Source organism: Liquorilactobacillus mali KCTC 3596 = DSM 20444, assembly GCF_000260415.1.
GTDB classification, from domain to species: Bacteria; Bacillota; Bacilli; order Lactobacillales; family Lactobacillaceae; genus Liquorilactobacillus; species Liquorilactobacillus mali.
In genome coordinates, this window is record NZ_BACP01000068.1 from 1 (window position 1) to 26,910 (window position 26,910).

21 protein-coding genes, 1 tRNA gene and 1 pseudogene are annotated in these 26,910 nt (G+C 36.9%); 16 read left to right on the plus strand and 7 right to left on the minus strand.

What is annotated here, in order from left to right; all coding sequences use genetic code 11:
- Positions 1-180: 180 nt before the first annotated feature.
- The 3 genes from GSM_RS12390 to helD all read right to left on the minus strand — a co-directional run bounded on the left by GSM_RS12390 (position 181) and on the right by helD (position 3,473).
- Positions 181-771 (minus strand): sigma-70 family RNA polymerase sigma factor, encoded by a 591-nt coding sequence (locus tag GSM_RS12390; protein WP_003687196.1) that lies wholly within the window; start codon positions 769-771, stop codon positions 181-183.
- A gap of 206 nt (positions 772-977) precedes the next feature.
- A tRNA-Thr gene (locus GSM_RS12395) sits at positions 978-1,050 on the minus strand.
- Between the two features lie 152 nt (positions 1,051-1,202).
- The gene (gene helD, locus GSM_RS12400) at positions 1,203-3,473 is read right to left on the minus strand and encodes an RNA polymerase recycling motor HelD (RefSeq protein ID WP_003687197.1); all 2,271 of its coding nucleotides are present in this window, start codon (positions 3,471-3,473) and stop codon (positions 1,203-1,205) included.
- Positions 3,474-3,796: 323 nt separating this feature from the next.
- Between helD and trpS the strand changes: the two genes are divergently transcribed.
- Positions 3,797-4,813, plus strand: a complete 1,017-nt coding sequence (gene trpS, locus GSM_RS12405) for a tryptophan--tRNA ligase (protein ID WP_029327452.1) — start codon at positions 3,797-3,799, stop codon at positions 4,811-4,813.
- A 37-nt stretch (positions 4,814-4,850) separates the two neighbouring features.
- Positions 4,851-5,792, plus strand: coding sequence for a Ppx/GppA phosphatase family protein (locus GSM_RS12410; protein WP_003687200.1), 942 nt, complete (start codon positions 4,851-4,853; stop codon positions 5,790-5,792).
- Between the two features lie 327 nt (positions 5,793-6,119).
- On the opposite strand, the gene GSM_RS12415 is transcribed toward GSM_RS12410, so the two are convergent.
- A complete protein-coding gene (locus GSM_RS12415) occupies positions 6,120-6,875 on the minus strand; it encodes a hypothetical protein (RefSeq protein ID WP_003687202.1) in 756 nt (251 codons plus the stop codon).
- A 96-nt stretch (positions 6,876-6,971) separates the two neighbouring features.
- On the opposite strand from GSM_RS12415, the gene GSM_RS12420 reads away from it, so the two are divergent.
- The 8 genes from GSM_RS12420 (at position 6,972) to ispE (ending at position 14,959) form a co-directional block, all read left to right on the plus strand.
- Positions 6,972-8,258 (plus strand): hydroxymethylglutaryl-CoA reductase, degradative, encoded by a 1,287-nt coding sequence (locus tag GSM_RS12420; protein WP_003687204.1) that lies wholly within the window; start codon positions 6,972-6,974, stop codon positions 8,256-8,258.
- On the plus strand, positions 8,236-9,189 hold the full coding sequence (locus GSM_RS12425; RefSeq protein ID WP_003687207.1) for a hypothetical protein: 954 nt from the start codon (positions 8,236-8,238) through the stop codon (positions 9,187-9,189). The genes GSM_RS12420 and GSM_RS12425 overlap by 23 nt, the downstream gene beginning before the upstream one ends.
- Before the next feature lie 119 nt (positions 9,190-9,308).
- Positions 9,309-11,348: a methionine--tRNA ligase gene (gene metG, locus GSM_RS12430; protein ID WP_003687210.1), complete on the plus strand. Its 2,040-nt coding sequence runs from the start codon at positions 9,309-9,311 to the stop codon at positions 11,346-11,348.
- 68 nt (positions 11,349-11,416) lie between these two features.
- A complete protein-coding gene (locus tag GSM_RS12435) occupies positions 11,417-12,184 on the plus strand; it encodes a TatD family hydrolase (protein WP_003687211.1) in 768 nt (255 codons plus the stop codon).
- Entirely contained in the window at positions 12,181-12,744 is a 564-nt protein-coding gene (gene rnmV / locus GSM_RS12440; RefSeq protein WP_003687213.1) for a ribonuclease M5, read from the plus strand. The genes GSM_RS12435 and rnmV overlap by 4 nt, the downstream gene beginning before the upstream one ends.
- Entirely contained in the window at positions 12,734-13,630 is an 897-nt protein-coding gene (rsmA, locus tag GSM_RS12445; protein WP_003687215.1) for a 16S rRNA (adenine(1518)-N(6)/adenine(1519)-N(6))-dimethyltransferase RsmA, read from the plus strand. Before rnmV ends, rsmA begins: the two co-directional genes overlap by 11 nt.
- A gap of 94 nt (positions 13,631-13,724) precedes the next feature.
- Positions 13,725-13,967 (plus strand): Veg family protein, encoded by a 243-nt coding sequence (locus GSM_RS12450; protein ID WP_003687218.1) that lies wholly within the window; start codon positions 13,725-13,727, stop codon positions 13,965-13,967.
- A gap of 131 nt (positions 13,968-14,098) precedes the next feature.
- Positions 14,099-14,959, plus strand: coding sequence for a 4-(cytidine 5'-diphospho)-2-C-methyl-D-erythritol kinase (gene ispE, locus GSM_RS12455; RefSeq protein WP_003687219.1), 861 nt, complete (start codon positions 14,099-14,101; stop codon positions 14,957-14,959).
- A gap of 305 nt (positions 14,960-15,264) precedes the next feature.
- Here ispE and argH read toward each other — a convergent pair whose 3' ends face one another.
- Both argH and GSM_RS12465 read right to left on the minus strand, forming a co-directional pair.
- Positions 15,265-16,653 carry an argininosuccinate lyase gene (gene argH, locus GSM_RS12460; RefSeq protein WP_003687221.1) on the minus strand — a complete coding sequence of 463 codons (1,389 nt, stop codon included), beginning with the start codon at positions 16,651-16,653 and terminating at the stop codon, positions 15,265-15,267.
- 2 nt (positions 16,654-16,655) lie between these two features.
- Complete coding sequence (locus GSM_RS12465; RefSeq protein ID WP_003687223.1) at positions 16,656-17,891, minus strand: argininosuccinate synthase; 1,236 nt, start codon at positions 17,889-17,891, stop codon at positions 16,656-16,658.
- A 602-nt stretch (positions 17,892-18,493) separates the two neighbouring features.
- Between GSM_RS12465 and GSM_RS12470 the strand changes: the two genes are divergently transcribed.
- The 6 genes and pseudogenes from GSM_RS12470 to GSM_RS12495 all read left to right on the plus strand — a co-directional run bounded on the left by GSM_RS12470 (position 18,494) and on the right by GSM_RS12495 (position 25,711).
- Entirely contained in the window at positions 18,494-19,672 is a 1,179-nt protein-coding gene (locus GSM_RS12470) for an aminotransferase class I/II-fold pyridoxal phosphate-dependent enzyme (protein ID WP_003687224.1), read from the plus strand.
- Positions 19,673-19,687: 15 nt separating this feature from the next.
- Positions 19,688-20,661 (plus strand): annotated as a pseudogene (locus GSM_RS14360) (D-2-hydroxyacid dehydrogenase).
- Between the two features lie 25 nt (positions 20,662-20,686).
- Complete coding sequence (locus GSM_RS12480) at positions 20,687-21,733, plus strand: PTS sugar transporter subunit IIC (protein WP_003687229.1); 1,047 nt, start codon at positions 20,687-20,689, stop codon at positions 21,731-21,733.
- A 469-nt stretch (positions 21,734-22,202) separates the two neighbouring features.
- Positions 22,203-23,042: a pur operon repressor gene (gene purR, locus GSM_RS12485; protein ID WP_003687231.1), complete on the plus strand. Its 840-nt coding sequence runs from the start codon at positions 22,203-22,205 to the stop codon at positions 23,040-23,042.
- Between the two features lie 200 nt (positions 23,043-23,242).
- Entirely contained in the window at positions 23,243-24,655 is a 1,413-nt protein-coding gene (glmU, locus tag GSM_RS12490; RefSeq protein WP_003687233.1) for a bifunctional UDP-N-acetylglucosamine diphosphorylase/glucosamine-1-phosphate N-acetyltransferase GlmU, read from the plus strand.
- Between the two features lie 81 nt (positions 24,656-24,736).
- Positions 24,737-25,711, plus strand: coding sequence for a ribose-phosphate diphosphokinase (locus GSM_RS12495; protein WP_003687235.1), 975 nt, complete (start codon positions 24,737-24,739; stop codon positions 25,709-25,711).
- 218 nt (positions 25,712-25,929) lie between these two features.
- Here GSM_RS12495 and GSM_RS12500 read toward each other — a convergent pair whose 3' ends face one another.
- Positions 25,930-26,889: an aldo/keto reductase gene (locus GSM_RS12500; RefSeq protein ID WP_003687237.1), complete on the minus strand. Its 960-nt coding sequence runs from the start codon at positions 26,887-26,889 to the stop codon at positions 25,930-25,932.
- Positions 26,890-26,910 lie beyond the last annotated feature (21 nt).

Sequence of the window (26,910 nt, forward strand, 5' to 3'; positions counted from 1 at the left end):
CAAATGAAAAGGATTAGATTGAAAGATAACTTTTAATCTAATCCTTTTTTGTCTCCATAAATAAGCTAGTTTCATAAGCAAGAATTTTGAATAACACAACTGTAAGGAACATGGTGTGCTTCCAGTTAGTACTTAATTCTACTGCTCTTTTTATAAAAAAATGATACATAAAACAAAGAATCAAAAAAGTTCTTCCGCTAACTTATTTTTGCAACGATTAACAGCTCGATTAACCTTATTTTGAGGTTCTTTAAGCAAAATGGCAATTGCTTCTGGAGACTGATGTTTAAAATAAAGTAATGAAAAAACATGATATTCAAAATCTGAAAGCAAGTAGGGCAGACTATTAACGGCCTCATTAATGATAACTGTATTTTCAGGTGAAATATTGGAAATTGCAGATTTTGAATAGTACTCACCTTGTGTTTCTAAAATATTTTCAAAAGATTCAGCAAATCTATCTGCCTGACGTTTTGTCGCACTTTCTTTACGCAAAATACTGCAAAAACAGTTAAGCAAACTTTGCTGGTAAAATTTGCCAAATGTAATTTTTCCATCGATATTATATGCTAGAACTGCTTGATAACAAACAATTCTTGACTCCTGCAACAGATCATCTATTTCATAAAATCTAAAATGATAGCGATTAATTGAGCTTAAAACAAGTGGACGGTATTGTAAAAATAATTTTTGAAAATCTTCATTATCATTAGTGTTCCTAATACTTAAAATTTGTTCAGTTATACTTTTATTATCTAAAGAATTTGCCATGCTATTAACGCCACCATTCTGCTTGATATATTTATTGTTTAATAATATCAGGCGTGGAGATAATAAAAAGAGAAGTTCTTCTCAAAACAGCAAATAAATTTGATAAAAAGTTACATATACAAATTAAACATAAATAAAAAGGACCACAGAAAAATAAAATTAAATTCTTTGCAGTCCTTTATTCACGATATGATATAACACATGTAAGCCACTTACCGGATTTGAACCGGTGACCCCCACCTTACCATGGTGGTGCTCTACCTGCTGAGCTAAAGTGGCAACAAATACTGACTAAAATAGTATATTATATCGTATTATTAAATGCAAGACCTTAAGCGTGATAGATATAACTATATGCTTGAAAAGGCAGTATAATAATACTATTAAAAGGTCAATACTTGATTTTCAATTAAACTAACAATAATAAAAAATTACTTTTGTTTAAACGTAATATCTTGTTCAATGGTAAAGAGGCCACTAGGAATAGCCGTTATAAGATTTGAGATCCCCTTAACACTAATTAAAACTAAATCATGCATCGCTCTCGAGCAGATGGTATAGAGAACTCCACGGGAAGAATCATCTGCAAAATTATTCTGGGAAACCTCGAAAGCAATTACTGCATCAAATTCAAGCCCTTTTGCAAGATAAATAGGTAAAAGGACAAGTCCTTTTGGCAGTGAACGATCATTATTCGTGATGAGTGTTGGTGCATCCTTAGTCTTGAAGGACTTTAATAATACTTGACATGTGGCGACATCCTTTGTAATTATAGCGACCGTTTCGTTCTTTTTAAGAAGCAGTCTCGCCTCCGTCAAGAGTTTTGAAATAGTATTTGATTCATCGGTTAGTACTAATTTTGGTAACGAGCCGGAGCGGGTGAAAGCTTGAATTTTGTCACCATCAGGTAATAATGCCTTCATGAACGAGGTAATTTCAAAAGTTGAACGATAGCTTTTGTTTAACTCGATCATCCTGGCCCTTTTAGGGTTGATTGTTTGCTTGAGATCCTTCATTAATTCCTGCGGTGCCTGAATCTCATGGTATAAGGCTTGTTCACTGTCACCCAAGAGGGTAAGGTGTGCATTTGGAAAGGCTGCGTGCAAATAGTATATCTGTGCAAGTGAATAATCCTGCATCTCATCAATAAAAAGATGCTGAATTGAATGATTTTGTCCCTCGCCAGTTATTTGATCACGCAGATATAAAATTGGGGCACAATCTTCTAGTCGGATACGGTGGTACTCTAATTCATTATTGAATCTTACAACATCATCTGATAATACTTCTTTCAAAAACTCACTATATTGGTGATATACATCTATGAAATAATTATTGTAGATTGCTTCATAGATTGGTTCAAACTTAGCACTGACAATTTTGTTGCTAAGGTAGTTTATCTCAGCCTCAATGTCTTCAAAACGGCCCCGTTGATAATTACCTAGAAGTGAATAATATTCCTCTTCCGTTAAGCTATCGATTTTTTTGAGTACCCATTGGGCATTTAACTCTTTTTTTATTTTCTTTTTTAATTCTTTAATAAGAATATTTTTAAGTTCGAAGTGCCGTATGTGGTGTGGTTGTGCTACGGGAAGCTTGGAATACAGTGACCTGATTTCAGAACTTGAGAAAATAACTTGGTCAACGAGAATTAAATCGTTAAAGAAAATATGAGAACTGTCTAAATTTGTTACATATTCTTTGATTGTACGCATAAAATCAGCATCTTCTTTGACCGTTATTTCAGTATTAACAGAAGATGAACTTTTTTTCTCGAAGTTATCAAAAAGGGTTTCAACTTTTAAGCCCTCAAAGCGTTGAGCAAAAAATTCAGCAAGAGTTACCTGTCGCATATTTCGCTCACCTAAACTAGGAAGTACTTCAGAAATATAATGACTGAATAGCAGATTGGGTGAGAACAAAACGATTTGTTCTGCGCTTAATTCAGAACGGCTGTGATATAAAAGAAATGCAATACGTTGTAAAATAGCCGAAGTTTTTCCACTGCCAGCAACACCTTGGACAATTAACAGATCATGTGTGGTATCACGAATTATGTCATTTTGTTCCTTCTGAATGGTAGCTACGATATTTTTCATATATTCATCGCTTTGTTCACCAAGCATTTCCTGTAGAAGCTCATCACCAACTGTTTCATTGGTATCAAACATATTAGTGATTTTTCCAGCTTGAATCCTAAACTGCCTTTTCTTCAATAGTTGTGCTTCTTGTTCTCCTATAGGCGTAGTGTAGCTGACGGTTCCAAGTGTGCCATTATAGTAAATACTTGAAATGGGTGCGCGCCAATCATAGATCAAGAAGTTTCCCATGTCATCATTGAAGGAGGATGTCCCAATATAGAGCGTTTCGGGAGAAGTTTCTCCTTTTTCATGGATGTCTATCCGTCCAAAATAAGGAGAATCCTCCAAATCAGATAGAAGATGGATCTGTCTGCTTAAAATCTTTTCAGTTTCTACATTTTTTGCGATTAATTGTTTCTGCTGCTGAACTTCAGCGTTGGTTTCCATTTGATCATCAACTTCAAACGTATTGATTTTAGCATTCTGGACATAGTTTTTCTCAACTGATGAGCGCTCAGTACGTGCTTTATCATATTCATGCTGAGTTTTCAAGAGTGATTTCTCTATCTTACCAACAACTGTATCAACTCTTTTTTGTTCGAAATTTCTTTCTTTACCCAATAGAATCTCCCTTTTATCCTTTAGTAGAGAATAATATTATCACAAACAAGGCAAGACAACAACGTAAGAAGCTTTTGATTTAATAAAGGCTTTGCGGTAAAATAACCTTATTCGATGATCAGATAGTAGTTTAACTCTAACAGAGATGCATTGAACGGTTGAGAGATGCAATGTCAAACGAATTGGACTGGGAGAATATAAATTAATGAAATATGTGTTGTAATGAGAGGCAGTTTATACTGCAAGATAGGTGGTACCGCGCTTAATTACGTCCTATTGCTATTTTTTAGCGATGGGATTTTTTATTTTGAAAGGGGTAATTGATAATGAAAAAAACAATTTTAACGGGAGATCGACCAACAGGAAAGCTTCATATTGGTCATTATATTGGATCATTGAAAAGCCGTGTTAAACTACAAAATACAGGTGACTATAACACGTTCATCATGATTGCTGACCAGCAAGCACTCACAGATAATGCACGTGATCCAGAAAAAATTCGTAAGTCATTAATCGAGGTGGCCCTTGATTACTTGGCCGTTGGGATTGATCCTGCAAAATCAACTATTTTTGTACAATCACAAATTCCTGCTTTATCTGAACTGACAACATATTACCTCAACTTAGTAACGGTATCTCGCTTGGAGCGCAATCCTACCGTGAAAGCAGAAATTCAGCAGAAAAATTTTGAGCGTTCTATCCCAGCGGGCTTCTTTGTTTATCCAGTGAGCCAGGCTGCAGATATTACGGCTTTTAAAGCAAATCTTGTACCAGTGGGCGATGATCAGGAACCAATGATTGAACAGGCTCGCGAAATTGTCAGAAGCTTTAACACGATTTATGGTCAAGAAATCCTAGTTGAGCCAGAAGGAGTTTTCCCTGAAAAGGGTGCTGGCAGATTGCCTGGATTGGACGGTAATGCGAAGATGAGTAAATCATTGAATAACTGTATTTATCTCTCCGATGATGCAGATACTTTAAAGAAGAAAATCATGTCAATGTATACGGATCCTGATCATGTTCATGTAGAGGACCCAGGTAAGATTGAAGGCAATATGGTATTCACATATCTAGATGTTTTTGATGAAGATAAAGAAAAAGTTGCGCAATTAAAACAAGAATATCAAGCTGGTGGTCTAGGGGATGTCAAAATAAAAAGATATCTAAATGAAGTTCTCGAGGCAAAATTGAAACCAATAAGAGAAAGACGTGCAGAATTTGCCAAAGACATTCCTTCCGTATATGATATCTTAAAAGAAGGTAGTGCCCGTGCCAATGCAGTAGCAGAACAGACTCTAAGTGAAGTTAGAGCTGCAATCGGTGTTAACTATTTCAAGTAGTTTTGACAAGTGATGAATGAAGCTGGAGGGGATTTGTTTGAAGAATTTGGTAGTTCTTGATTTTGGCTCTAATTCAGTTCGGCTATCGATTAATAAGATGGAAAAAATTGATAATGGACATAGATTTGCTGAAGTAAAGAGATTGAAAGAAACGACACGACTTGCTGAGGGAATGGGTAATGAAGAACAAAAAAAATTATCCCCAGGAGCTATCAAGAGAACTATTCAAGCAATTAAGTATTTTAAGCGTGTCTATCAGACCTATCCTGACTATCAGGTTTTGTCAATTGCGACAGCTGCGGTTCGTGAGGCAACCAATAGTCAAGAATTTATTGATGAAGTCTTGGCTTTGACTGGCTCACGGATACATGTTTTATCTGGAAATGATGAAGCTTACTATGATTATTTAGGTGTTATCTCAACGCTACCTATCAAAAACTTCATGATTGTAGATATGGGCGGTGGAAGTGTGGAGCTCGCCATTGTAAAAAAACGGCAATTGATGCATTCTATTAGCTTACCTTATGGCGCTGTAGGTTTAAGCGAACAATTCTGTCAAAATGGTGCTTTGCCCGAAGAAAGTTTGAAAGCATTCAAGAGTTTTAGCAGTAGGCTGTTTGATGGTTTATCATGGCTGAATGAGGCAAAGGGTTCACCATTAGTTTTATTAGGAGGATGCAATAGGACAGTTGCCCGAATTAAAAGGGCTGAGGAAGGATTCGCAGATTTGGATAACATTCATGGTTTTGAATTAGATGTTGCTGATTTTAAGAGGATTTATGCCAATCTATTAGAATATTCTACGAAGGAACGTTTGAACATCAAGGGAATGGAAGAAGCCCGTTCTGATATAATTCTTGGTGGAATGACGCCACTTGACGTGTTGCTTAAGCGCTTGGACAGTAAAAAAATAGTTTTTTCTGAGAGCGGTGTGCGTGAGGGTCTTCTGTATGAGATGGTTGATAAAAAGAAAATATGACTTTGTTGTAAAGAAATAATTTTGAATTAGAAAGTTGAAATGGAATGTCATTCACACGATAATCTGCCAGCACGATAAGCAGCTTTAATTAATGATGCAGAGAAAGTGGGACATAAGTTGGTAAATTTGAGTACTAAGGCGAAGCTTGCTATGAGTAATTCGAAATTAGACGAAAAATTTGGAATTATGAAACATATTTATACAGAATAATATAGGATATAGGGGCCAGCTCAAAGTTTAATTTTGAACCAGCCCCTATATTTTACTATTATATTAGTTGAGTTGTACTTATTGGAATATATTCATGATATCTATACAACAGAATCACTATTGTTTTGTATAGTCTTGTCCGAGAATATTAAAAGATAGTCTTGCAAGTGCCTGCGACCCTTGAAATGAAGTAAAAGCCTTTTTAGCACTAGTATCTTTATTAACATAGAGGTAATAGGCTTGAGCCGAAACAGGAGGAGTTGACTGATTGGTCTTAAGATTTTCTAGGTAATCGATATTTTTGGATGTCAATGCAGTATAATCTAGTGCGCTCACAATAGCTGCTCTGGTCCTTTTTGTCATGACCGAATTGATTGCGTCAGCAGCGGAAGATTCACGTTCAAAATGAAGTTTGATATCTGAAAGGACAAGGCTTTGAGGATAATCAATATTTTTGACAATCGATATTTTTTTGGTTGTTGCTGATAGATTTGATAGTCCTTTGTCCTTAAGAGATACTAATTCATTGGGAATGTAGAGATACACGAGTGAATGTTTAATTTCCTGTTTGTTCATTGCCTTTTCATGTAATCCAATGATTACAGAATATTTTTGTTTGTTTTGTATTGCAGTTGTGGCAGTTACAGTTTTTAAAATAACTTTTTTCTTAAGCTTTTTCCCAATAGCACTGGCAATTTTTTTGTTAAATGTCGATATTTTTTTATTTTCAGTGGAATCCTTAACGATAGCAACTGTCAATTTTTCTTGGGTACTATTCTGAGTGGTATGGAAGTGAAGACCTAAAAAAAGCAGAAAAAATAAGCAGACGAATAAACCAATGGTAATTCTAAAAATAGAAGTTTTTTTATTCATAATAAAAAACGTTACCCCTTTGTGGTGTTGATAGATATTATTATATAATGAAAGAACAAGTTTTGTGCAAAATATTAGTATAAAGGAAGATAAGGAATGCAAAATTATGGGAAATTTTATCAAAAGCCATGGAAAGAACGAATAAATCTTATCAGTCAGAATGAGAAATTGACAAAAGATCAGATACAGATTTTGAAAAGTTCTGCTCAAAATAGATTTCTAGGTGACACAATGATAGAAAACTATATAACTGATTATAGCTATCCTGAAGGAATTGCATTTCATTATCTAGTAAACAATAAAGACTATCTAGTTCCGATGGTTACAGAGGAGCCGTCAGTAATTGCCGCCAGTAGTCATGGAGCATCTATTATAGCTAAGGCGGGTGGCTTTGTAGCGAGCACCAGTGAAAGACTAATGATTGGGCAGATTATTTTAGAGAACGTTGAAGATTCAAAAAAATTAATTTTGGAGATTAAGGAATTAACGAAGAACCTCTTGTCAGTAGCTGATCGAGCCCATCCTTCACTTAAAAGACGTGGCGGCGGAGCACGCTGGTTGAAAACACGAATACTTGCAAAAGATCTAGTGGCAATTGATATTGCAATTGATGTGCAAGAAGCAATGGGGGCTAACATGATTAATACAATGTTAGAAGCTGTTGCCAAGAAACTTGAAGAGGTGTTAAACCAACAAGTGTTAATGTCGATTTTGTCGAATTACGCAACTGAATGTCTTGCAAGGACAACCTGTAAAATCCCGTTTGAGCTATTATCCAGAAATGGAATTGCAGGCGAAATTATTGCAAAAAAAATTGCCCAAGCAGGTCGTGTAGCACAGTTAGATACCTACAGAGCCGCGACTCATAATAAAGGAATTATGAATGGAATTGATGCAGTTGTAATGGCAAGCGGGAATGATTGGCGTGCTATTGAGAGCGGTGCACATGCATATGCGGCTAGGAATGGTCAATATAGGGGTCTGAGTACATGGAAGTTGAGTGGTGGCTATTTGATTGGAGAATTAGAATTGCCACTACCTGTAGGCTTTGTAGGAGGTTCAATTGGTATTGTCCCCTTAGTCAGTATTAATCAAAAATTGATGAAAATTACAAGTGCACGGGAACTTGAAAGTATTATCGTATCAGTAGGGTTAGCACAAAATTTGGCTGCCTTATTAGCATTAGTGTCAGAAGGAATTCAAAAGGGACACATGAGGTTGCAGCTTAAATCACTGGTTATAGCGGCAGGTGCTGATGCAACAGAAGAAGATGCGATAGTTGATAGAATGCTGCAAGAGGGTAAGCGCGACGCAGACAGTGCAAAAAAAATATTGAGAGATTATCGAAAGAGGGATAAAAATGACCGAAGTCAGCTTGAATGAACAGACAAAGGATTTGTTAAAAAAAGCTAAAATTGGATTTCCAAATGAGATTAAAATTATCTATAAAGATGAAAAAGCTGGATTTATCAGACATGATCAAGCTCAACAATACTTGAGTGGTGGAGACTTGATAATTGAAGTAAATGACATTACTTGCCCTGATTACACTCTTACTCACGAGTTGCTGCACCTACTTGTAAGAATTAATAATGTACCAGAGATTATTTTTAATCTGACTACTAAGAATCAGAATTTGGATAATAACTTTCTTGCAACTGGTTTTGAATTATATAATACGATTTTACATTTTGAAATATACGATATGCAGCGACAAATGGGACTCTTCTCCGAGAAAATTCAAGATTTGTACTTGAAGGGGATTACGGAAACACTTAAACCAGAGCCAGAAACTGAAGTAGATAACGTGATGGTTTTAAGAATAGTGCAGTTATTTGATGCACTTGTCTTTTTTGGAAAAGAAGTTCAGAAAGTTGCAACTGTTTTTGAGAAAAACTATCCGCGTGCTTATCGTGCTGCTAGACAATTATTTGAGGCTGCAACCAAAAAGGATTTAACCGGAGTACAAGGACTTCATCGTGCAGTAATTCGTGTATTTACCCAATTTGATGAATGCCTAGATGAGCTGGGTCTGATGGGGATGAATCTGCGTGAATTTATTACTCTGACACCTGTAGTTAGTGAGCGTCAGTTAAAATTAGAGGTTCGCCAAGTCTTCAATATTAAAAATTCACAAATGCATGATGTGTATCAGGACAAGCCAGCATATATTGGTTTAGGTATATACAACGAACAAAACTCATTTGTAATTACCGCCCCAAATGTAAATTCAGATAAATTTTTCAAAAATTTATATGGGATGAGAGTTGCAGTTTTTTTTGATAAGTTCGAAATACCATATCTAAAACGCTAATTTGTAATTTTTTAAATTTGATATCATAAAATATGATATACTTGCAATAATTAACAATTAATTTAAATAAGGAAAATGGGTCATGAATACTGCAAGACCGTACGAAAGGACTTGAATTAATGGGCACAAGGGAAAGCTTTTATATTACAACACCGATCTACTATCCATCAGGAAAGTTGCATATTGGTAATTCTTATACAACAATTGCATGTGATGTGATGGCACGGTACAAGAGGTTACAAGACTATGATGTATTCTTCTTAACGGGGACAGATGAACACGGACTTAAAATTGAGCAAAAGGCTGAAGAACTTGGAGTCACACCAAAAGCGTATGTTGATAAGATGGCCGCACAAATTAAGAAACTTTGGAAACTGCTCGAAATTTCGAATGATAAATTTATCAGAACAACCGACGATTATCATGAATTAGCAATTCAAAAGATTTTTATGAAATTGTTGGAAAAGGGCGATATTTATTTGGGTGAGTATGTTGGATGGTATTCGGTTTCTGATGAGGAATACTTTACCGAATCCCAGTTAGCAGAAGTTTATCGTGATGAAAAAGGTAATGTCATTGGAGGCAAGGCACCATCCGGACACGAGGTTGAACTTGTCAGAGAGGCATGTTACTTCTTCAAGATGAGTAAATATGCTGATCGTCTGGTTAAGTATTACGACGAACATCCGGACTTTATTATTCCAGTTTCTCGAAAAAATGAAATGCTAAATAATTTCATTAAACCAGGATTAGAAGACTTAGCAATTACACGAACAACATTTAACTGGGGAGTAAAAGTCCCTAGTGACCCCAAGCATGTTGTTTATGTTTGGATTGATGCGCTCTGCAACTATATTACTGCACTTGGTTATGGAACTGATAATCAAGAGTTATTTAACAAGTTCTGGCCAGCCGATGTTCAGATGGTTGGTAAAGAAATTGTACGTTTCCACACAATTTATTGGCCAATTATTTTGATGGCACTCGATTTACCATTGCCAAAACATGTAATTGGACATGGTTGGTTGCTAATGAAAGATGGCAAGATGTCTAAATCAAAGGGAAATGTTGTTTATCCGGAAATGCTAGTTGAACGTTATGGCTTAGATGCGCTCCGCTATTACTTGATGCGTGCCGTACCATTTGGTAATGATGGGGTTTTTACACCGGAAGACTTTGTGAATAAAATCAACTTTGACCTAGCCAATGATTTGGGAAACTTGTTGAATAGAACTGTTGCAATGATAAATAAATACAATGGTGGGACCGTACCAGAATTGAAGTCCAATGTTACTTCTTTTGATGAAGACTTAGAAAAAGTTGCAACACAAGCGATTACAAATTATCAAAAAGAAATGGATGAGGTTCACTTCTCAAATGCTTTGGCAGAGGTATGGACGCTTGTTAGTCGTACTAATAAATATATTGATGAGACAGAGCCATGGGTGTTAGCAAAGGATCAAGCACGTAAGGACGAATTATACAGTGTGTTGGCTCATCTGGCGGCTAGTCTTAGAGTAATTGCCATTTTACTGCAGCCATTTTTAACACATGCTCCAAAAGAAATTTTTGCACAACTAGGGCTAGCGCACGGTAATATGGGAATCAAGGATATTTCTTATACTGATTTACCAAGTAATACCAAAGTTGTCAATAAAGCAACTCCGATTTTTCCACGTTTGGATGTTGAAAAAGAAGTGACTTTTATTCAATCTAAGATGACCAAGAATGAAAAGGCAAAAGGCAGAAAAGCGATGGCAGAAGCTGCAAATCAAAAACAAGAAACCAATAATAATTTTGCAGAAGAATCTGAATTGAATTTAACAAAGAAGGAGATCCGTTTTGATAAATTTGATAAAGTCGAGCTCAAGTCTGCAGAGATCTTAGCTGTTTCGCACGTAGAGGGAGCAGACAAATTGCTTAAGTTTAGCCTTGATGCAGGGGATAAAGCACCTAGACAAATTCTTTCTGGAATAGCTAAGTGGTATCCAAGGCCAGAAGAGTTAGTCGGGAAAAAAGTTATAATTGTTGCTAACTTGCAACCACGTAAGATGCGCGGAGAATTGAGTCAAGGAATGTTGTTATCTGCTGAATATGGGGATAAAGTTGAGCTCTTAACGATTTCTGAAGCGATTCCCAATGGTTCATTAATTAGTTAGAAACACAAGTGAAGTCTTTTTCACAATTTTTGTGGGATTGACTTCTTTTTGTTGGTAAAGGAGAAAGTATGGAAATATTTGATTCACATACACACATAAATGCACCACAGTTTGACAATGATATTCCAGATGTTATTGAAAGAGCAGCGGCTTTAGATGTTACGGCAATGCTAGTCGTTGGGTACGATAAAAATAGCACAGAGAAATTAAAGAAATTGATCAGCATTTATCCGCAGATATATGGTGCTGTCGGATGTCATCCAGAAGATGCAGAAAAATTTGATGAAGGATATATAAAACAGATTAAAGAAGATCTTAGGGTAGATAGGCTAAATGTGCTTGGAGAAATTGGTCTTGATTATCACTGTGCCGTTGAGCATAAGCTGCAACAAGATGTATTTCGTGCTCAGCTACGTTTAGCACATGAGATTAATGTTCCAGTTACGATTCATAATCGGGATGCTTTTGATGATGTTTATCGAATCTTGAAGGACGAGGATGTTAGCTCAATTGGTGGTATCATGCACAGTTTTAACGGGGATGCAACTTGGGCAAAAAAGTTTTTAGACTTGGGGATGAAACTCTCGTATAGTGGTGTTAGTACATTTAAAAATGCAGCAGAGGTACGTGAAGCCTTCATGGCAACACCGTTGGATCGAATTCTGGTGGAAACTGATGCACCTTATTTGGCGCCTGTTCCTTTCAGAGGGATGCAAAATGAACCAGGATATATAAGATATACCCTTGAGTATCTGGCACAGTTAAGAGGAATTGAGGCAGATATTCTGGCAAAACAAACATATCAAAATACAATGGAGATTTTAGGTATAAAATGAAGAAAATAAAAGAAGTTCTAGTTGTTGAAGGAAAAGATGATACAAAACGAATCAAGCTGGCTGTCAATGCAGATACGCTTGAGACACGTGGTTCTGCAATTAGCGATGAAACGATTGAACAAATCGCGAAACTGCAAGAAACCAGAGGTGTGATTGTTTTTACTGATCCTGATTTTTCCGGTGAGAAGATTCGTAATATTATTACGCGTGAAGTTCCTGGGGTCAAGCATGCTTTTTTGAATAAAAAAGATGCAGCACCGAGTGCAAAAGGAAGTCTGGGCGTCGAGCATGCGTCTGTTGAGGCAATCAGGGAAGCTTTATCTAATTTGTATACAGAAGTTCCCGACTCTGAACCATTAATCACCAGGGAAGATTTGTGGGATCTTGGTTTATTAGCTGGTCCGACTGCCAAAAAGAAAAGAGCCCTATTGGGAGAGACTTTGAAAATCGGATATACAAATGGCAAGCAGCTATATAACAGACTTAACTTGTTTCAAATTACCCCAGAACAACTTAAGCGTGCACTAGATGAAATGGAGAATGGACAAAATGAAGAATGAAAATCCAGAGATTGCCTCACCGGTGCGTACTCGTGCAATTATGGAAACGTATGGTCTTAACTTCAAAAAAAGTTTAGGCCAGAATTTTCTAACAGATATCAATATTCTGCACAAAATCGTTGCGGCAGGAGATGTTTCAGAAAACGATGATGTGATTGAAGTGGGTCCTGGTATAGGAGCATTGACTGAGCAGATAGCCAAGGCAGCACACCAGGTCTTAGCACTTGAGATTGATGAACAATTAATACCGGTGCTAGCTGAGACACTAGGTCAGTATGATAACGTAACGGTTGTCTTGCAAGATATCTTGAAAGCTGACTTGAAAGAATTAATTAGGAATAATTTTGACGGAAAACATCCAATCAAAGTTGTTGCTAATTTACCATATTATATTACCAGTCCGATCATCATGCATTTGCTAGATACAAAAATAGCTTTTTCAGCAATTGTGGTAATGATGCAAAAAGAGGTAGCTAATCGGTTAAGTGCACAACCTGGTACCAAAGATTATGGTGCACTGACAACTAGGGTTCAGTATCAAATGGAATGCAAGACAGCATTTATAGTTCCAAGGACAGTTTTTATTCCTCAGCCTAATGTTGATTCTGCGATCGTTGTTCTCACACCATTGCAGGAGAAGCATCTAGAACCTTATTCAGAAGAACAGTTTTTTTCACTTGTCAAAGGCTGCTTTGCACACAGGCGTAAAAGTCTGTGGAATAATTTGCAAGGAATTTACGGGAAAAATCCCGAAGTAAGAGAAAAGATACAACAAGTCCTAACCGATTTGAAGATTTCGCCGCAAATTAGAGCCGAGAGACTCAGTGTTGATGAATTTATTTCACTTGCAAACAAATTATCTGAAGCCAAAATCATTGAAAAATAATGTTTTTATTATTGAAATTATTATATGTGTTGTGGTATAATTGCAATTCTTGTGAAACTATGATACAATATGTTTCACAGGAGAGGTGAAGACAATGCCATTAACACTAGCTACAATCAAAAGTAAGCTTGATAGTTGTATCGGAGAGAATTTAACTGTTGTCGCACAAACTGGTAGAAAAAAGACAGTAAGGCGACATGGAATATTGCGTGAGACCTACCCAGCAGTTTTCGTAGTCGACTTGAACCAAGAAGAGAATGCTTTTGAAAGAGTTTCTTATAGTTATACGGACGTCCTCACAAAAAATATTGAGCTTGATTTTAGTGAAGGAGTTTAATATATAACTTAAGATTGGATTTAAGAATCAAGCCTGTGGATTATTGCAAGGCTTTTTTTTATACAAAAAGTCTTTTCAAGATGCAATATTTTTAAGTATAATGAGATTAAAACATTTGGGTAGGTGACAAGATGGAGATAATTGAAAAGGCACCAGCCAAGATTAATTTATCTTTAGATACTCCATTTCGTAATCTTGATGGCAGTCCAGAGTGGCGAATGGTCATGACTGCAGTAGACTTAGCCGATTATGTCAAGATTGAATCTGCTAGCGATATAAAGGGCATACAGGTGGAAACGGATGCAGGATTCTTACCGCAGGATCAGCGAAATTTAGCATACCAAGCCGCCAAGAAGATGCAGCAATTGTTTGCAGGTCATCAAGGAGTACGAATCAAAATAAAGAAAAATATTCCAGTTGCAGCTGGGATGGGAGGAGGTTCTGCGGATGCGGCGGCTGTCTTGCGGGGCTTGAATAAAATGTGGAAGTTGAACTTAACACGAACAGAAATGGCAAAAATCGGGTTAACAATTGATTCTGATGTACCATTTTGTGTTTTTAGTGAAACTGCATTAGTGACTGGCAAGGGGGAGATAATAACTCCGCTGGGGGAATTAACATCAATGTGGATTGTTATCGCAAAGCCGCGCGCCAGTGTTTCAACACCTACAATTTTGAAAAAAATATCATACTCAGAACTTTCTCATCAAAATGTTGACGAGGTTGTCGAATCAATTAAAAAAAGGGATTCTATAAGGCTTTTCAAAGCCATGGGGAATACTTTAGAAGACTTAACTATTGCAGAACTTCCTGAAGTTGCAAAAATAAAGGACAAGATGATTTCCTTTGGTGCGCAAGCAGCTCAAATGACTGGTAGCGGCCCAACAGTTTTTGGCTTGTGCTCAAAGATGTCGCGAGCACAGCATGTTTATAACAGTCTCAAGGGGTTCTGTGATGAGGTTTACCTTGTTCGTCCATGTAACTTAGATTAATAAGTGATTGTTGCATACGAGAAGAATAAAATAGGCATAGGTTAGAAGTGGCGCTTAGTAAGTGGTAATATGCGCTAATTTTTTCTTGTTAGCATATTCCCTTGATTATACATAATTATTTAAGAAATTTAAATATTTAACAAGAAAGTGTGTCCAAAAATTCAATGTGGCATAAGTTAGTAAAATTTGTGTATTAGTGTAGGCAAAGTTACTGAAAATTTTGAATTGTGGAACACAATAATTATCCGCAAAGAAAGAGACTAGGTCAAAATTTAGCCTAGTCTCTTTCTTTGTGGATAGCATTTCTAAAGGTTGATGTTAAGTTTCTTTGCAGCAAGATCAATTTGTTTTTTAACTTGTTCGAAGCCCGTTCCTCCAAATGAATTTCTCCGGGAAACTGCTTGTTTTGAAGTTAATTTATCGTAAATATCTTTTTCGATCAGAGGAGAAATCTGTTTGAGCTTTGAGAATGGAATCTCCTGCAAGGTTTTATGTGATTGAATTCCTTCTAAAACCAACTCGCCCACAATTCCATGTGCTTGACGGAAAGGCATTCCTTTGCTAGCAAGATAATCCGCAAATTCTGTAGCATTTGAAAAGTCTCTTTCGGTTGCATGCAACATCTTATCTTGGTTAATCTTAAGGGTTTCAACCATTCCGGTGAATATTTTAAGACTTGGAATAAGTGTTTTGACAGTATCAAAAACGCCTTCTTTGTCTTCCTGCATATCCTTGTTATAAGCAAGAGGAATACCCTTCATTGTGGTCAAAAGCGATTGGAGATGACCAAAGATCCGACCGCTTTTTCCACGAATAAGTTCCGCCATATCCGGATTCTTTTTTTGGGGCATAATAGAACTTCCTGTGGAGTAGCTATCGTCCAATTCTAGGTAGCCAAATTCATAACTGCACCAGAGAATAATCTCCTCACAAAAACGTGACAGATGCATCATTAGAATCGAAGCATTGCTTAGAAATTCTAAGACAAAGTCTCTATCAGAAACAGCATCAAGCGAATTCGAATAGAGTGTTTCAAAACCCAAAAGCTTAGTTGTATATGCGCGATCAATTGGAAAAGTAGTTCCAGCTAGCGCAGCTGCCCCAAGAGGATTAATATCAGTGTGTTTAATATTGAAATTAAAACGCTCAATATCACGCTGCAACATCTCATAGTAAGCTAGTAAGTAATGAGCATAAGAGATGGGTTGTGCATGCTGAAGATGTGTATATCCTGGGATAATCGTTTCAACATTTACTGCTGCTTTTTTCACCAAAACTACCTGTAAGTCATGAATGACAGCAATAACTTCTGGAAGACGATTTTTCAGATAAAGATGTAAGTCGGTAGCAACCTGATCATTACGACTTCTGGCGGTATGCAGTTTACCCGCAACGGGACCAATCTTGGCTGTCAAAATGGTCTCGATGTTCATATGAATATCTTCTAGCGATGTTTTGAATTCAAGCTGATTATTATGCAAGTCCGCTTGAATATCTTGCAAACCAGTTATTATTTTAGCGGTATCTTCTGCAGGGATGATACCTGTTTCTTTGAGCATTTGTGCATGCGCGATAGAGCCTTCAAGGTCTTCATGTGCCATCTCTTGATCAAAGCTGATTGAAGCTCCAAACTCATCTATCCAGGCAGCACTTTGATTTGAAAAGCGTCCACCCCAAAGTTTACCGTTTGCCATAATTACTTGACCTCACTGGGAATTGATATTGCTTTGGTTTTCTTGTCTTTTTGCTGTACTTGTGCATATACCTGAGATGGTAGTCCCCATAATTTAATGAAACCAGCTGCTGCTTCTTGGTCAAATTCATCAGCTGAAGTGTATGTCGCAAGGTTTTTATCGTAGAGAGAATTTGGTGATTTACGTCCCATGCAAATTGCATTTCCTTTGAATAATTTAACACGAACGATACCTGAAACGTTTTTTTGTGATTCTTTTAAGAAAGCAGTTAGAGCGGGCATAATTGGAGAGAACCACAAACCATTGTAGATAATTTCACTCAGCTTTTGCTCAATAACTGGTTTGAAATGAGCAAGATCACGTTCTGAAGTCAAGTCCTCTAAGTCTTTATGAGCCTTCATCAAAACTGTTGCAGCTGGGCATTCATAAACTTCACGGGATTTGATACCCACCAGACGATTCTCAATATGATCGATTCTTCCAATTCCATGTGCTCCAGCAATCTTATCGAGATTCATAATTAATTCTGAGAGGGGGTAGAAATTACCATCTAGGTGGGTAGGAACACCATTATTAAAAGTAATTTCAATTGTAGTTGCTGTATCCGGAGCATCCTCTATAGCGACTGTCCGGTCGTAAGCATCTTCCGGTGCACTAGCCCAAGGATCTTCCAAAATACCACATTCATTTGCTCTACCCCATAAATTCTCGTCAATTGAATACGGACTTTTCTTATTAATGGGAACGGGAATATTGTTATCTTCAGCGTATTGAATTTCTTCTTCACGAGACCAATGCCACTCTCTAATTGGATCTTCGATTTTCATTTCGGGTGCAAGAGCGTGGATTCCAACTTCAAAACGTACTTGATCATTACCTTTTCCTGTACAGCCGTGAGCAATTGCAGTTGCCCCATATTCTTTAGCAACGGATACTAGTTTTTTAACAATCAGAGGACGAGAAAGTGCGGATATTAACGGATACTTGTTTTCGTAATAAGTATGACCTTGGAGAGCAACCAATGCATATTCTTTTGCAAATTCTTCCTTTGCATCAATTGTGATTGATTCAACTGCACCGACTTCAAATCCTTTTTGTTTGATTTTAACTAAATCCTTGCCTTCACCAACATCAATACAGCAAGCAATAACATCGTAGCCTTTGTTCTTCAACCAAGCGATTGCAACGGAAGTATCAAGACCACCTGAATATGCTAAAACAACTTTTTCTTTATCCATTTCTAATCCTCCTGAATGTGATTATTTTTGATTGACTAAACTTTAACATCAATATACTTAAAATGCAATAATATTTACAAAAAACCTAAAAAAAGCCTTATTATGAATATATATGCTTTTAAAAACGAATATATTCATAAAAAAGTAAAATGTTTTTGTTAAGTAGAACTAAAATTTGAAAATGAGAATGGAAATAATATTTGAAAATAATGTAAAAATGGTTGACAGCTATTGATTAGTAAGATATATTTTACTTATTCAATTTTAAGGGGATTTTAATTATGGTTAATTCTGATAGACTCGCACAATTGAATAGTTACTATTACTTTTATTTTTTTCGCAAGTGTTTGTAACTGATTAAGAAATCAGGTGCAGACACGTAGGTAAAGTGTTATGCACCTGTGAGGAAGATAAGAGTTATTTTGCTAGCAATTTTAGCAAGCCACACAGATGTCAATTAAAGAGTCTGTGTGGCCTGAAGCAAGAAAAATGATAATGCTGATGTGAAAATCCAAGCCTGCAGACTTATGAATCAAGTCTGCGGGCTTTTAACGTTGTTTGCAAATAGTTTAGGAAAATAGATATAGAAGGGATGTTTTAGTATGGAATCACTTGTCAAAAGTATGAAGAAGGAACTTGCAATGCTGCAACCATCAGATATACGTTCATTCGATGAGTTTGCTTCAAAAATTCCGGGAATAATCAAGTTCACAATGGGAGAGCCAGATTTTGCGACCCCAGAGCACATTAAGAAAGCTGCAATCAAGAGCATTGAGGCCAATCAAAGTCATTATGCTCCGTCCAATGGTATCCCAGAGTTATTAGAAGCTGCATCACATTTTCTTTCTGCAAAGTATGACCAACACTACGATCCTGAAAATGAAATTATAGTGACAAATGGGGCAACGGAGGCAATTTATACTGCACTTACGTCAATCCTTAACCCAGGTGACAAAGTAATTATTCCAACACCAATTTTTCCATTGTACATTGCAATCACAATCTTGAATCAAGCAACTCCAATTTTTGTGAATACATCTAAGACAGGATTTAAGTTGACACCTGAAGATTTGAAGGCAACGCTCAAGGAACAGGGAGATTCCGTTAAGGCAGTTGTGTTGAATTATCCATCTAATCCAACAGGTGTTACGTATACACAGGGAGAGCTAGATGGATTGGCAGACGTACTTAGAAATAAACCGATTTTTGCGATTTGCGATGAAATTTATAGTGAGATCAACTACAAGGGGCAACATGCATCAATGGTTCACAGTTTACGAGAACAAACAATTCTTCTCAATGGAGTTTCTAAGTCTCATGCGATGACAGGGTGGAGAATAGGTGTGATGTGCGCACCAAAAGAAATCACAGCAGAATTGGGTAAAGTACATCAATTTACGATTACTACAACGTCAACAATGACACAAAAGGCAGCAGCTGAAGCATTTGCAAATGGTTTTGACGATGGTCCGACAATGAAAAAGGAATATCGGAAACGCAGAGATTATTTACTTGATAAGTTGGTGAAACTTGGTTTTGAGTGTGCACAACCAGATGGAGCATTTTATTTATTTGCTAAGATCCCAGAAGGCCTGATTCAGGACGATAAGAAGTTTATTTATGATTTGGCAGAAAAAGGGAAAGTAGCTGTTATCAGCGGCAGCAGCTTTGGACCTGGTGGTGAAGGTTACATCAGAATCAGCTATGCAGCAAGTATGGAAGACATAGTAGAAGCAATGAAGCGCTTGGCAGTGTACGTCAAAGAAAATCGGGAGGGCTAAAAGTTGAAAATTTTGATGATGAGTGTGAGAGACGATGAAAAGGCTGCTATCGAAGGCTGGGCAAAAAGAAATAATATTCAGGTCGATACTGTTAATTGGGAACTTCATCCAGATCATGTATCTGAGTTAGTAGGTTATGATGGAATCGTTATTCAGCAACGCAGTAAAGTTGAGGCAGAAGTTTATCCGGCACTAAAAGCGGCTGGAATAAAGCAGATTACGACAAGAACAGCTGGGTTTGATGTAATCGATCTTGATGCGGCTAGAAAAAATAACCTTGTTGTCACTAATGTACCAGCTTATTCTCCACGATCAGTTGCTGAGTTAGCGCTAGCACATACAATGAGATTAATTCGCAAACTTGAAATTTTTGATGAGAGAGCAGCAAAACAAGATTTCAGATGGGCAGGGTTGCAGGCAGCTGAAATCCATTCACTTACAGTAGGAATCGTCGGAGCCGGACGGATTGGTGGGACAACAGCCAAGATATTTGATGCATTAGGAGCAAAAGTGATTGCACATGACTTAGTTGAACGAGAAGAGCTTAAACCATTTGTTACCTATATGAAGAAAGAAGAAGTACTGCAAAAGGCAGATGTAGTCTGTTTGCATGTTGACTTAAACCCTTCAACTTTCAACTTAATAGGTAAAGATGAGTTAGCTTTAATGAAACCAACAGCTTATTTAGTAAATGAATGCCGTGGACCTGTGGTGGACACAGATGCATTGATAGAGGCACTGGAACAAAAAAAATAGCTGGAGCAGCACTTGATACACTGACAGGAGAAGAGAACTTCTTTAATTTTAATTTGCAAAATAAAGAATTACCAAGTCAGCAACTTATTAAATTACGTAAAATGGAGAATGTAATTTTGACTCCACATGTCGGCTTTTTTACAAATATTGCAGTCCAGAATATGGTAGATATCAGTTTAGATGATGTGGTAATGATTCTTAATGGCAAAAAGAGCGAACACCAAGTATCTTAAAAAACAGAGGGTGAGTGAATAAAAAATGGAAGCAAGAATTTCTGGTAAAGAATACACAATGAATATTTTAAATGGGATCAGTTTAGGAGTCGTGGTTGCGCTAATTCCATCGGCTTTAGTAGGACAGTTAATGGCAGCCATCAAAGGCTTTTTCCCATATGCAACTACAATTATTATGATGACAAGTTTTGCAATGAGTCTGCTTCCTATCATTACAGGTGTCTGTGTATCCTTATACTTCAAACTCAATCCAATCCAGATTTCTGCAGTAGCAATCGCGGCAATGGTCGGTTCTGGGGTAATGCAGCCGGGTAATGGGACATTCATTTTGAAAGGAACGGGTGATATCATCAACACTGGATTAACAATAGCGCTTGCCGTTTGGGTTGCATTGTTGATTGGTAATCGTCTAAAGGACTTTACTATGTTACTGTTGCCGTTGCTAGTGATTGTTATAGCTGGAGGAATTGGGTTGGTCATTTTACCCTACGTTAGGATGATTGCAACGACAATTGGAATGATTATCAGTAACATAACTAGCTTACAGCCATTATTAATGGGAACATTGATGGGAATTTGCTTTGCAGTCCTAATTGTATCTCCGATTAGTTCTGTAGGAATTGCAACTGCGATTGGATTAGCAGGAATTGGTTCAGGTTCAGCTAACTTAGGAATTACAGCTGGGAGCTTCATGCTGGCAGTTTATGGGAGTTCTGTAAATCCAATTGGGACAAGTTTCGCACACTTTATTGGTTCACCGAAAATTCAAATGGGTAATATGTTAAAGAAGCCATTATTATTCTTACCAGTCTGTATTAATGCGGGTATCATGGGATTCATTGGGGCAATTTTACACATCGGAGGCAATTCGATGAGTGCAGGATTTGGATTTAGTGGATTAATTGGTCCTATGGCAGCATATGCGGGAATGGATAAAAACATAATGAGTTTTATTATCCTAGCACTTATCTTCGTAATCTTACCTGTGCTATTGGCATATGTTTCACGGTACATTTTCATCAAACGGTTGGGATGGATTAAACCGGAAGATGTGTTGCTAGATATTAAGTAGGCAGAAAGAAATTCTAGAGGCTTATTCATAGTTGAAACACAATTATACGAATCAATAGAGGAGCTGGGTCAAAAGTTATATTTTGACCTAGTTTTTTGTTGATTTCAGGAAGAAGTGTTCCATAAGTCAAAATTCTCCGACTTCGAATTACTTATAGGGAAGTACATGCTATGTTTGCAATTTCGTATTAGTACTCAAGTTTTACCAATTCATGTCAAACTCTCTTTTTTTATGGATACTAATTCTTAAAATTGTGAAAAATGTGAACTTACTAAAACCGAATGTTAGAAAATAATGAATAGTAATCAAGTGTGATTCGTATAAAAATTAAAATTTAGCATTAAATGCGAACAATTTTAATAAAAATGATAAAAAAACTATTCAAATTACGTAAAATGATTTATAATGTTGGGTAGATTATTTTTAGGGCATTACTCTAATAAAGAGATACAAGTAGGGGGAATAAAGAGTGAAAACAAGAAGAAGCGATCGCTTAATTGATATGACTCGTTTTTTGCTTGAGCGACCGCATACATTAATTTCTTTGACATATTTTGCTGAACGTTATGAATCTGCAAAATCATCAATAAGTGAAGACTTAGCAATCGTAAAACGAACATTCAAGAGTCGTGGAATTGGTATTTTAGAAACTATTCCTGGAGCTGCGGGCGGCGCAAGATTTATTCCGTCTATCAGTGAAGAAGAATGTCGTGATTTTATTGGATCTATGATGACCGAAATGTCAGAACAGGATCGCCTTTTACCAGGAGGATATGTATATCTTTCAGATTTACTGGGTAGACCAGACGTTTTACGTCAAGTGGGACGCGTAATTGCTCGTCAGTATCTTGATAAGCAAATTGATGCAGTTATGACTGTTGCAACTAAAGGTGTTCCGATTGCACAAAGTGTTTCAAGCTATTTAAATGTTCCGTTTGTAATCTTACGTCGAGATTCTAAAATTACAGAGGGTTCAACGGTTTCGGTCAATTATGTGTCTGGATCAAGCGAACGAATTGAAAAGATGGAATTATCAAAGCGAAGTTTGAAGAGAGGTTCGCATGTTTTAGTAGTTGATGATTTCATGAAAGGCGGTGGAACCGTCAATGGGATGAAGAGCATGATTGAAGAGTTTGAATCTGAATTAGTTGGAATTACTGTATTTGCTGAAGCAACTTTTGAGGGCCATAGAATGATTGATGAATATACATCATTGTTGAAAGTGGATAAGGTGAATACATTGGACAAGACGATTCATGTCAGTGCGGGTAATTATCTCGAAAAAGTTTTTGGTACGCCATCAAAATAGGTTGACTTATCAAACAGATAAAAAAGTAAAAAAAGGAGTTCTGGAGAGATTAGTGAAGACTGATTTTTTCAGAACTTTTTTATTATAAAAATGTGCGAGAGAAAGCATCAATGATTTAATTAGTAAGAGTAGTTGCACGTTTTACGTCACTTAGGTTATGATTATAGAGAAAATTTGGTTTAATCAGAGGAGATTTTAAGATGACTTCAAAGTTTGCAGTGATTCTTGCTGCGGGGCAAGGAACAAGAATGAAATCTAAGTTGTACAAGGTGCTACATCCAGTTTGCGGTAAGGCAATGGTTGAACATGTATTATCACAGGTTGAAGAAAATAAGATGGATGAAATTGTTACAATTATCGGGCATGGTGCAAAAGATGTGAAGAAGAGATTGGGAAAGCGGACGAAATATGCACTTCAAGCTAAACAGCTAGGGACAGGCCATGCGGTACTGCAAGCTGAAGAATTATTGAAAGACAAAGATGGAGTCACACTAATTGTATGTGGTGATACACCGTTGTTCACGGCACAAACATTTTCTGAGTTATTTGAATATCATGAACAAAAGGGCGCTGTTGCAACTGTTTTGACAGCAGAAGCACCCAAACCGTTTGGTTATGGAAGAATTGTACGCAATGAATTAGGAATTGTAGAGAAGATTGTTGAACAAAAAGATGCAAACGAAAAGGAAACGGCAATTACAGAGATCAATACAGGAGTGTATTGTTTTGATAATAAAGAATTATTTGAGGCGCTGCATCAGGTCAAAAATGATAACGTTCAAGGCGAGTATTATCTGACAGATGTTATGGAAATTTTTAAAAATGCTGGTAAAGTGATAGCCGCTTATAAGATGAAAAACTTTGATGAGTCAATGGGTGTCAATGATCGTGTTGCTCTTGCTCAAGCAAATAAGTTGATGAGACAGCGTATCAATGAAAAACATATGAAAAATGGTGTGACTCTGATTGATCCACAAACGACTTATATTGATGTTGATGTAAAAGTAGGCAGGGATACAGTGATAGAGCCAGGTGTTGTTTTAAAGGGAAGAACAGTTATTGGAGAAGATTGTTTTATTGGAGCACACTCTGAAATTCGGGATACAGTAATTGAAAATAATGTAACTGTGACTGCCTCACTGTTGGAAGAATCAACGATGGCTGAAGGAAGCAATGTTGGGCCATATAGTCATCTCAGACCTGCTGCTAAAATCGGTAAAAATGTCCATATTGGCAACTTTGTCGAAGTTAAGAAGGCTGAAATTGGTGAGAATACGAAGGTCGGACATTTGACCTATGTTGGTGATGCCACTCTAGGCAAAAATATAAATGTTGGCTGTGGAACTATTTTTGTAAATTATGATGGCATCAACAAGCATCATACCAATGTCGGTGATTACTCTTTCATCGGAAGTGGGTCTAATTTGATTGCACCACTTGAAGTAGCTGATCATGCGTACGTTGCTGCAGGTTCAACAATTACGAACAATATTGATGCACATGACATGGCGATTGCTCGTGGAAGACAAGTAAATAAAAAAGGTTATTTTGACCATTATCCAGTTGCGGATGCTGCTGAGAAGGCCGAAATGAGTACGCATAAAAATATTTAATGATAAATCCATTATTAATCTTGATTTTATTGTAAGAAATGAATAGTATTGTTATAGAGAAATAGAAAAATGGAGGCTATCATGTCTGAACAATATGCTGATCCGAAGCTTAAAATATTTGCTTTGAATTCGAACAAGCCCTTAGCAGAAAAAATTGCTGCTGCTGTTGGTGTGACTTTAGGTAAAACATCTGTTGACCGTTTTAGTGACGGTGAAATTCGTATTAATATTGAAGAAAGTATTCGCGGAGATGAAGTCTTTATAATTCAGTCGACTTCGGCTCCAGTCAATGATAATTTGATGGAGTTGTTAATCATGATTGATGCACTTAAACGTGCTAGTGCATCTGTCATTAATGTCGTAATTCCTTATTATGGATACGCTAGACAAGATCGCAAAGCAAGACCCCGTGAACCAATCACGGCTAAGCTGGTTGCTGATATGTTGGTAAAGGCCGGAGCTACTCGGGTTGTTGCGCTGGATTTGCATGCAGCCCAAATTCAAGGATTCTTTGACATTCCGGTGGATCATTTAATGGGAGCCCCATTATTAGCAGACTATTTCCTGACAAATGGTCTTGAAAAAGATGCTGTTGTTGTTTCACCTGATCACGGTGGAGTTTCAAGGGCACGTAAACTGGCAGAATTTCTAAAGGCCCCAATTGCTATCATTGATAAGCGTCGTCCTAAGGCTAATGTTGCTGAGATTATGAATATTATTGGCTCGGTTGATGGTAAAAAATGTATTTTAATTGATGATATGATTGATACTGCCGGAACGATTACGCTGGCTGCTCAAGCTTTGAAGGACGCTGGTGCAACTGAAGTGTATGCGTGTGCTACGCATCCGGTACTTTCAGGCCCAGCTATTGAACGTATTGAAAATTCGCCTATTAAAAAGTTGGTAGTTACTGATTCAATTAAGTTACCTGAAGAAAAGCGTATTGATAAGCTTGTTCAAGTTTCTGTTGGAGCGTTGATTGGGGATGCAATTACGCGCATCCATGAAAATAAATCAGTAAGTCCGCTGTTCAAAAATAGATTTCATAATATTTAAGATTATTGAAATGACAATATTTTAAGATATTGTGATGTATCAAAAATAGTGATATAAGTCGGTAAAATCTGAGGTTAGATGAAGAATTTCGACTTATGGAACATGTTTACCCAGAATAAGTAGAGGAGTTAGGTCAAAGGTTAAATTTTGGCCTAACTCCTCTTTTAGTGAGTGTAAATAATTATGATTAATTTATAAGGAAAAAATAAGCAATGAGTCTAAAACTCCTGATATACTGCAGGATTTTGACTATTTGTCCGTCCATCAGGCTTGTCAAGTGCTGATATTGAGGAGATTTCCTCATCCGATAATTCAAAGTTAAAAAGATCCAAATTTTCAAACTGTCGTTTTGTAGAACTTGATTTTGGAATGACACCTACGCCAAGTTGAAGTTCCCAACGCAAGATAACTTGTGCAATTGATTTATGATGAGTTTCAGCAATTTTTTTAATTATTTCATCGTGCAAAACGGCATTTGCACGACCCAAGGGACTCCAGGCTTGCGTGAAGATACCGTGTTCTTTATCGAATTTGCGTTGTTCAGGTTGAGACCAGTAAGGATGAAGTTCAATCTGGTTTACAACCGGTAATACACCAGTCTCTTTTTCAAGTCTTTCTAAATGTTCTGGAAGAAAGTTAGAAACACCAATTGAACGAATAAGGCCCATCTTTTGTGCTTCGATTAGAGCCTGCCATGCTTCTACATAATGATTTTCAAGTGGATTAGGCCAATGTATTAGATAAAGGTCGAAATAATCAAGGTGCATCCTAAACAGTGATTCTTGAATTGTTGTGATTGCCTCGTCAAACTTTTGATGACGTCCTGGTAATTTTGAAGTTATGAATAGGTCTTCACGTTTTAAACTAGACCTGCGGATAACCTCGCCAACAGCACCCTCATTTTCATAATTAACAGCCGAATCAAGTGCGCGATAGCCGGTCGATAATGCCTGCATCATTGTATTAACACCAGATCCTCCGGTAAGAGTATATGTTCCAAATCCAATCAATGGAATCTCATTTCCATCGCTTAATGTTATTAATTCTGGTTGATTAGCGGACGGCTCGGGTCCACTGCCATTCTTCTTCTTAAAAAGTTCTGCCGAAAGGTATGTTTTGCTAAAATCATATTTACTTGAGATCGCCTGACCTTGATTAAATAAAACATTTTCACTCATTAGAAAACCTCCTTAATTTAT

Coding starts and splice junctions, on each gene's coding strand:
- GSM_RS12425 (WP_003687207.1), top strand. CDS start 8,236: ATGACCGAAGTCAGCTTGAATGAACAGACAAAGGATTTGTTAAAAAAA.
- metG (WP_003687210.1), top strand. CDS start 9,309: ATGGGCACAAGGGAAAGCTTTTATATTACAACACCGATCTACTATCCA.
- GSM_RS12495 (WP_003687235.1), top strand. CDS start 24,737: ATGTCTGAACAATATGCTGATCCGAAGCTTAAAATATTTGCTTTGAAT.
- GSM_RS12415 (WP_003687202.1), bottom strand. CDS start 6,875: ATGAATAAAAAAACTTCTATTTTTAGAATTACCATTGGTTTATTCGTC.
- GSM_RS12465 (WP_003687223.1), bottom strand. CDS start 17,891: ATGGATAAAGAAAAAGTTGTTTTAGCATATTCAGGTGGTCTTGATACT.
- GSM_RS12450 (WP_003687218.1), top strand. CDS start 13,725: ATGCCATTAACACTAGCTACAATCAAAAGTAAGCTTGATAGTTGTATC.
- GSM_RS12480 (WP_003687229.1), top strand. CDS start 20,687: ATGGAAGCAAGAATTTCTGGTAAAGAATACACAATGAATATTTTAAAT.
- argH (WP_003687221.1), bottom strand. CDS start 16,653: ATGGCAAACGGTAAACTTTGGGGTGGACGCTTTTCAAATCAAAGTGCT.
- glmU (WP_003687233.1), top strand. CDS start 23,243: ATGACTTCAAAGTTTGCAGTGATTCTTGCTGCGGGGCAAGGAACAAGA.
- rnmV (WP_003687213.1), top strand. CDS start 12,181: ATGAAGAAAATAAAAGAAGTTCTAGTTGTTGAAGGAAAAGATGATACA.
- GSM_RS12420 (WP_003687204.1), top strand. CDS start 6,972: ATGCAAAATTATGGGAAATTTTATCAAAAGCCATGGAAAGAACGAATA.
- GSM_RS12500 (WP_003687237.1), bottom strand. CDS start 26,889: ATGAGTGAAAATGTTTTATTTAATCAAGGTCAGGCGATCTCAAGTAAA.
- GSM_RS12470 (WP_003687224.1), top strand. CDS start 18,494: ATGGAATCACTTGTCAAAAGTATGAAGAAGGAACTTGCAATGCTGCAA.
- GSM_RS12435 (WP_003687211.1), top strand. CDS start 11,417: ATGGAAATATTTGATTCACATACACACATAAATGCACCACAGTTTGAC.
- GSM_RS12390 (WP_003687196.1), bottom strand. CDS start 771: ATGGCAAATTCTTTAGATAATAAAAGTATAACTGAACAAATTTTAAGT.
- rsmA (WP_003687215.1), top strand. CDS start 12,734: ATGAAGAATGAAAATCCAGAGATTGCCTCACCGGTGCGTACTCGTGCA.
- ispE (WP_003687219.1), top strand. CDS start 14,099: ATGGAGATAATTGAAAAGGCACCAGCCAAGATTAATTTATCTTTAGAT.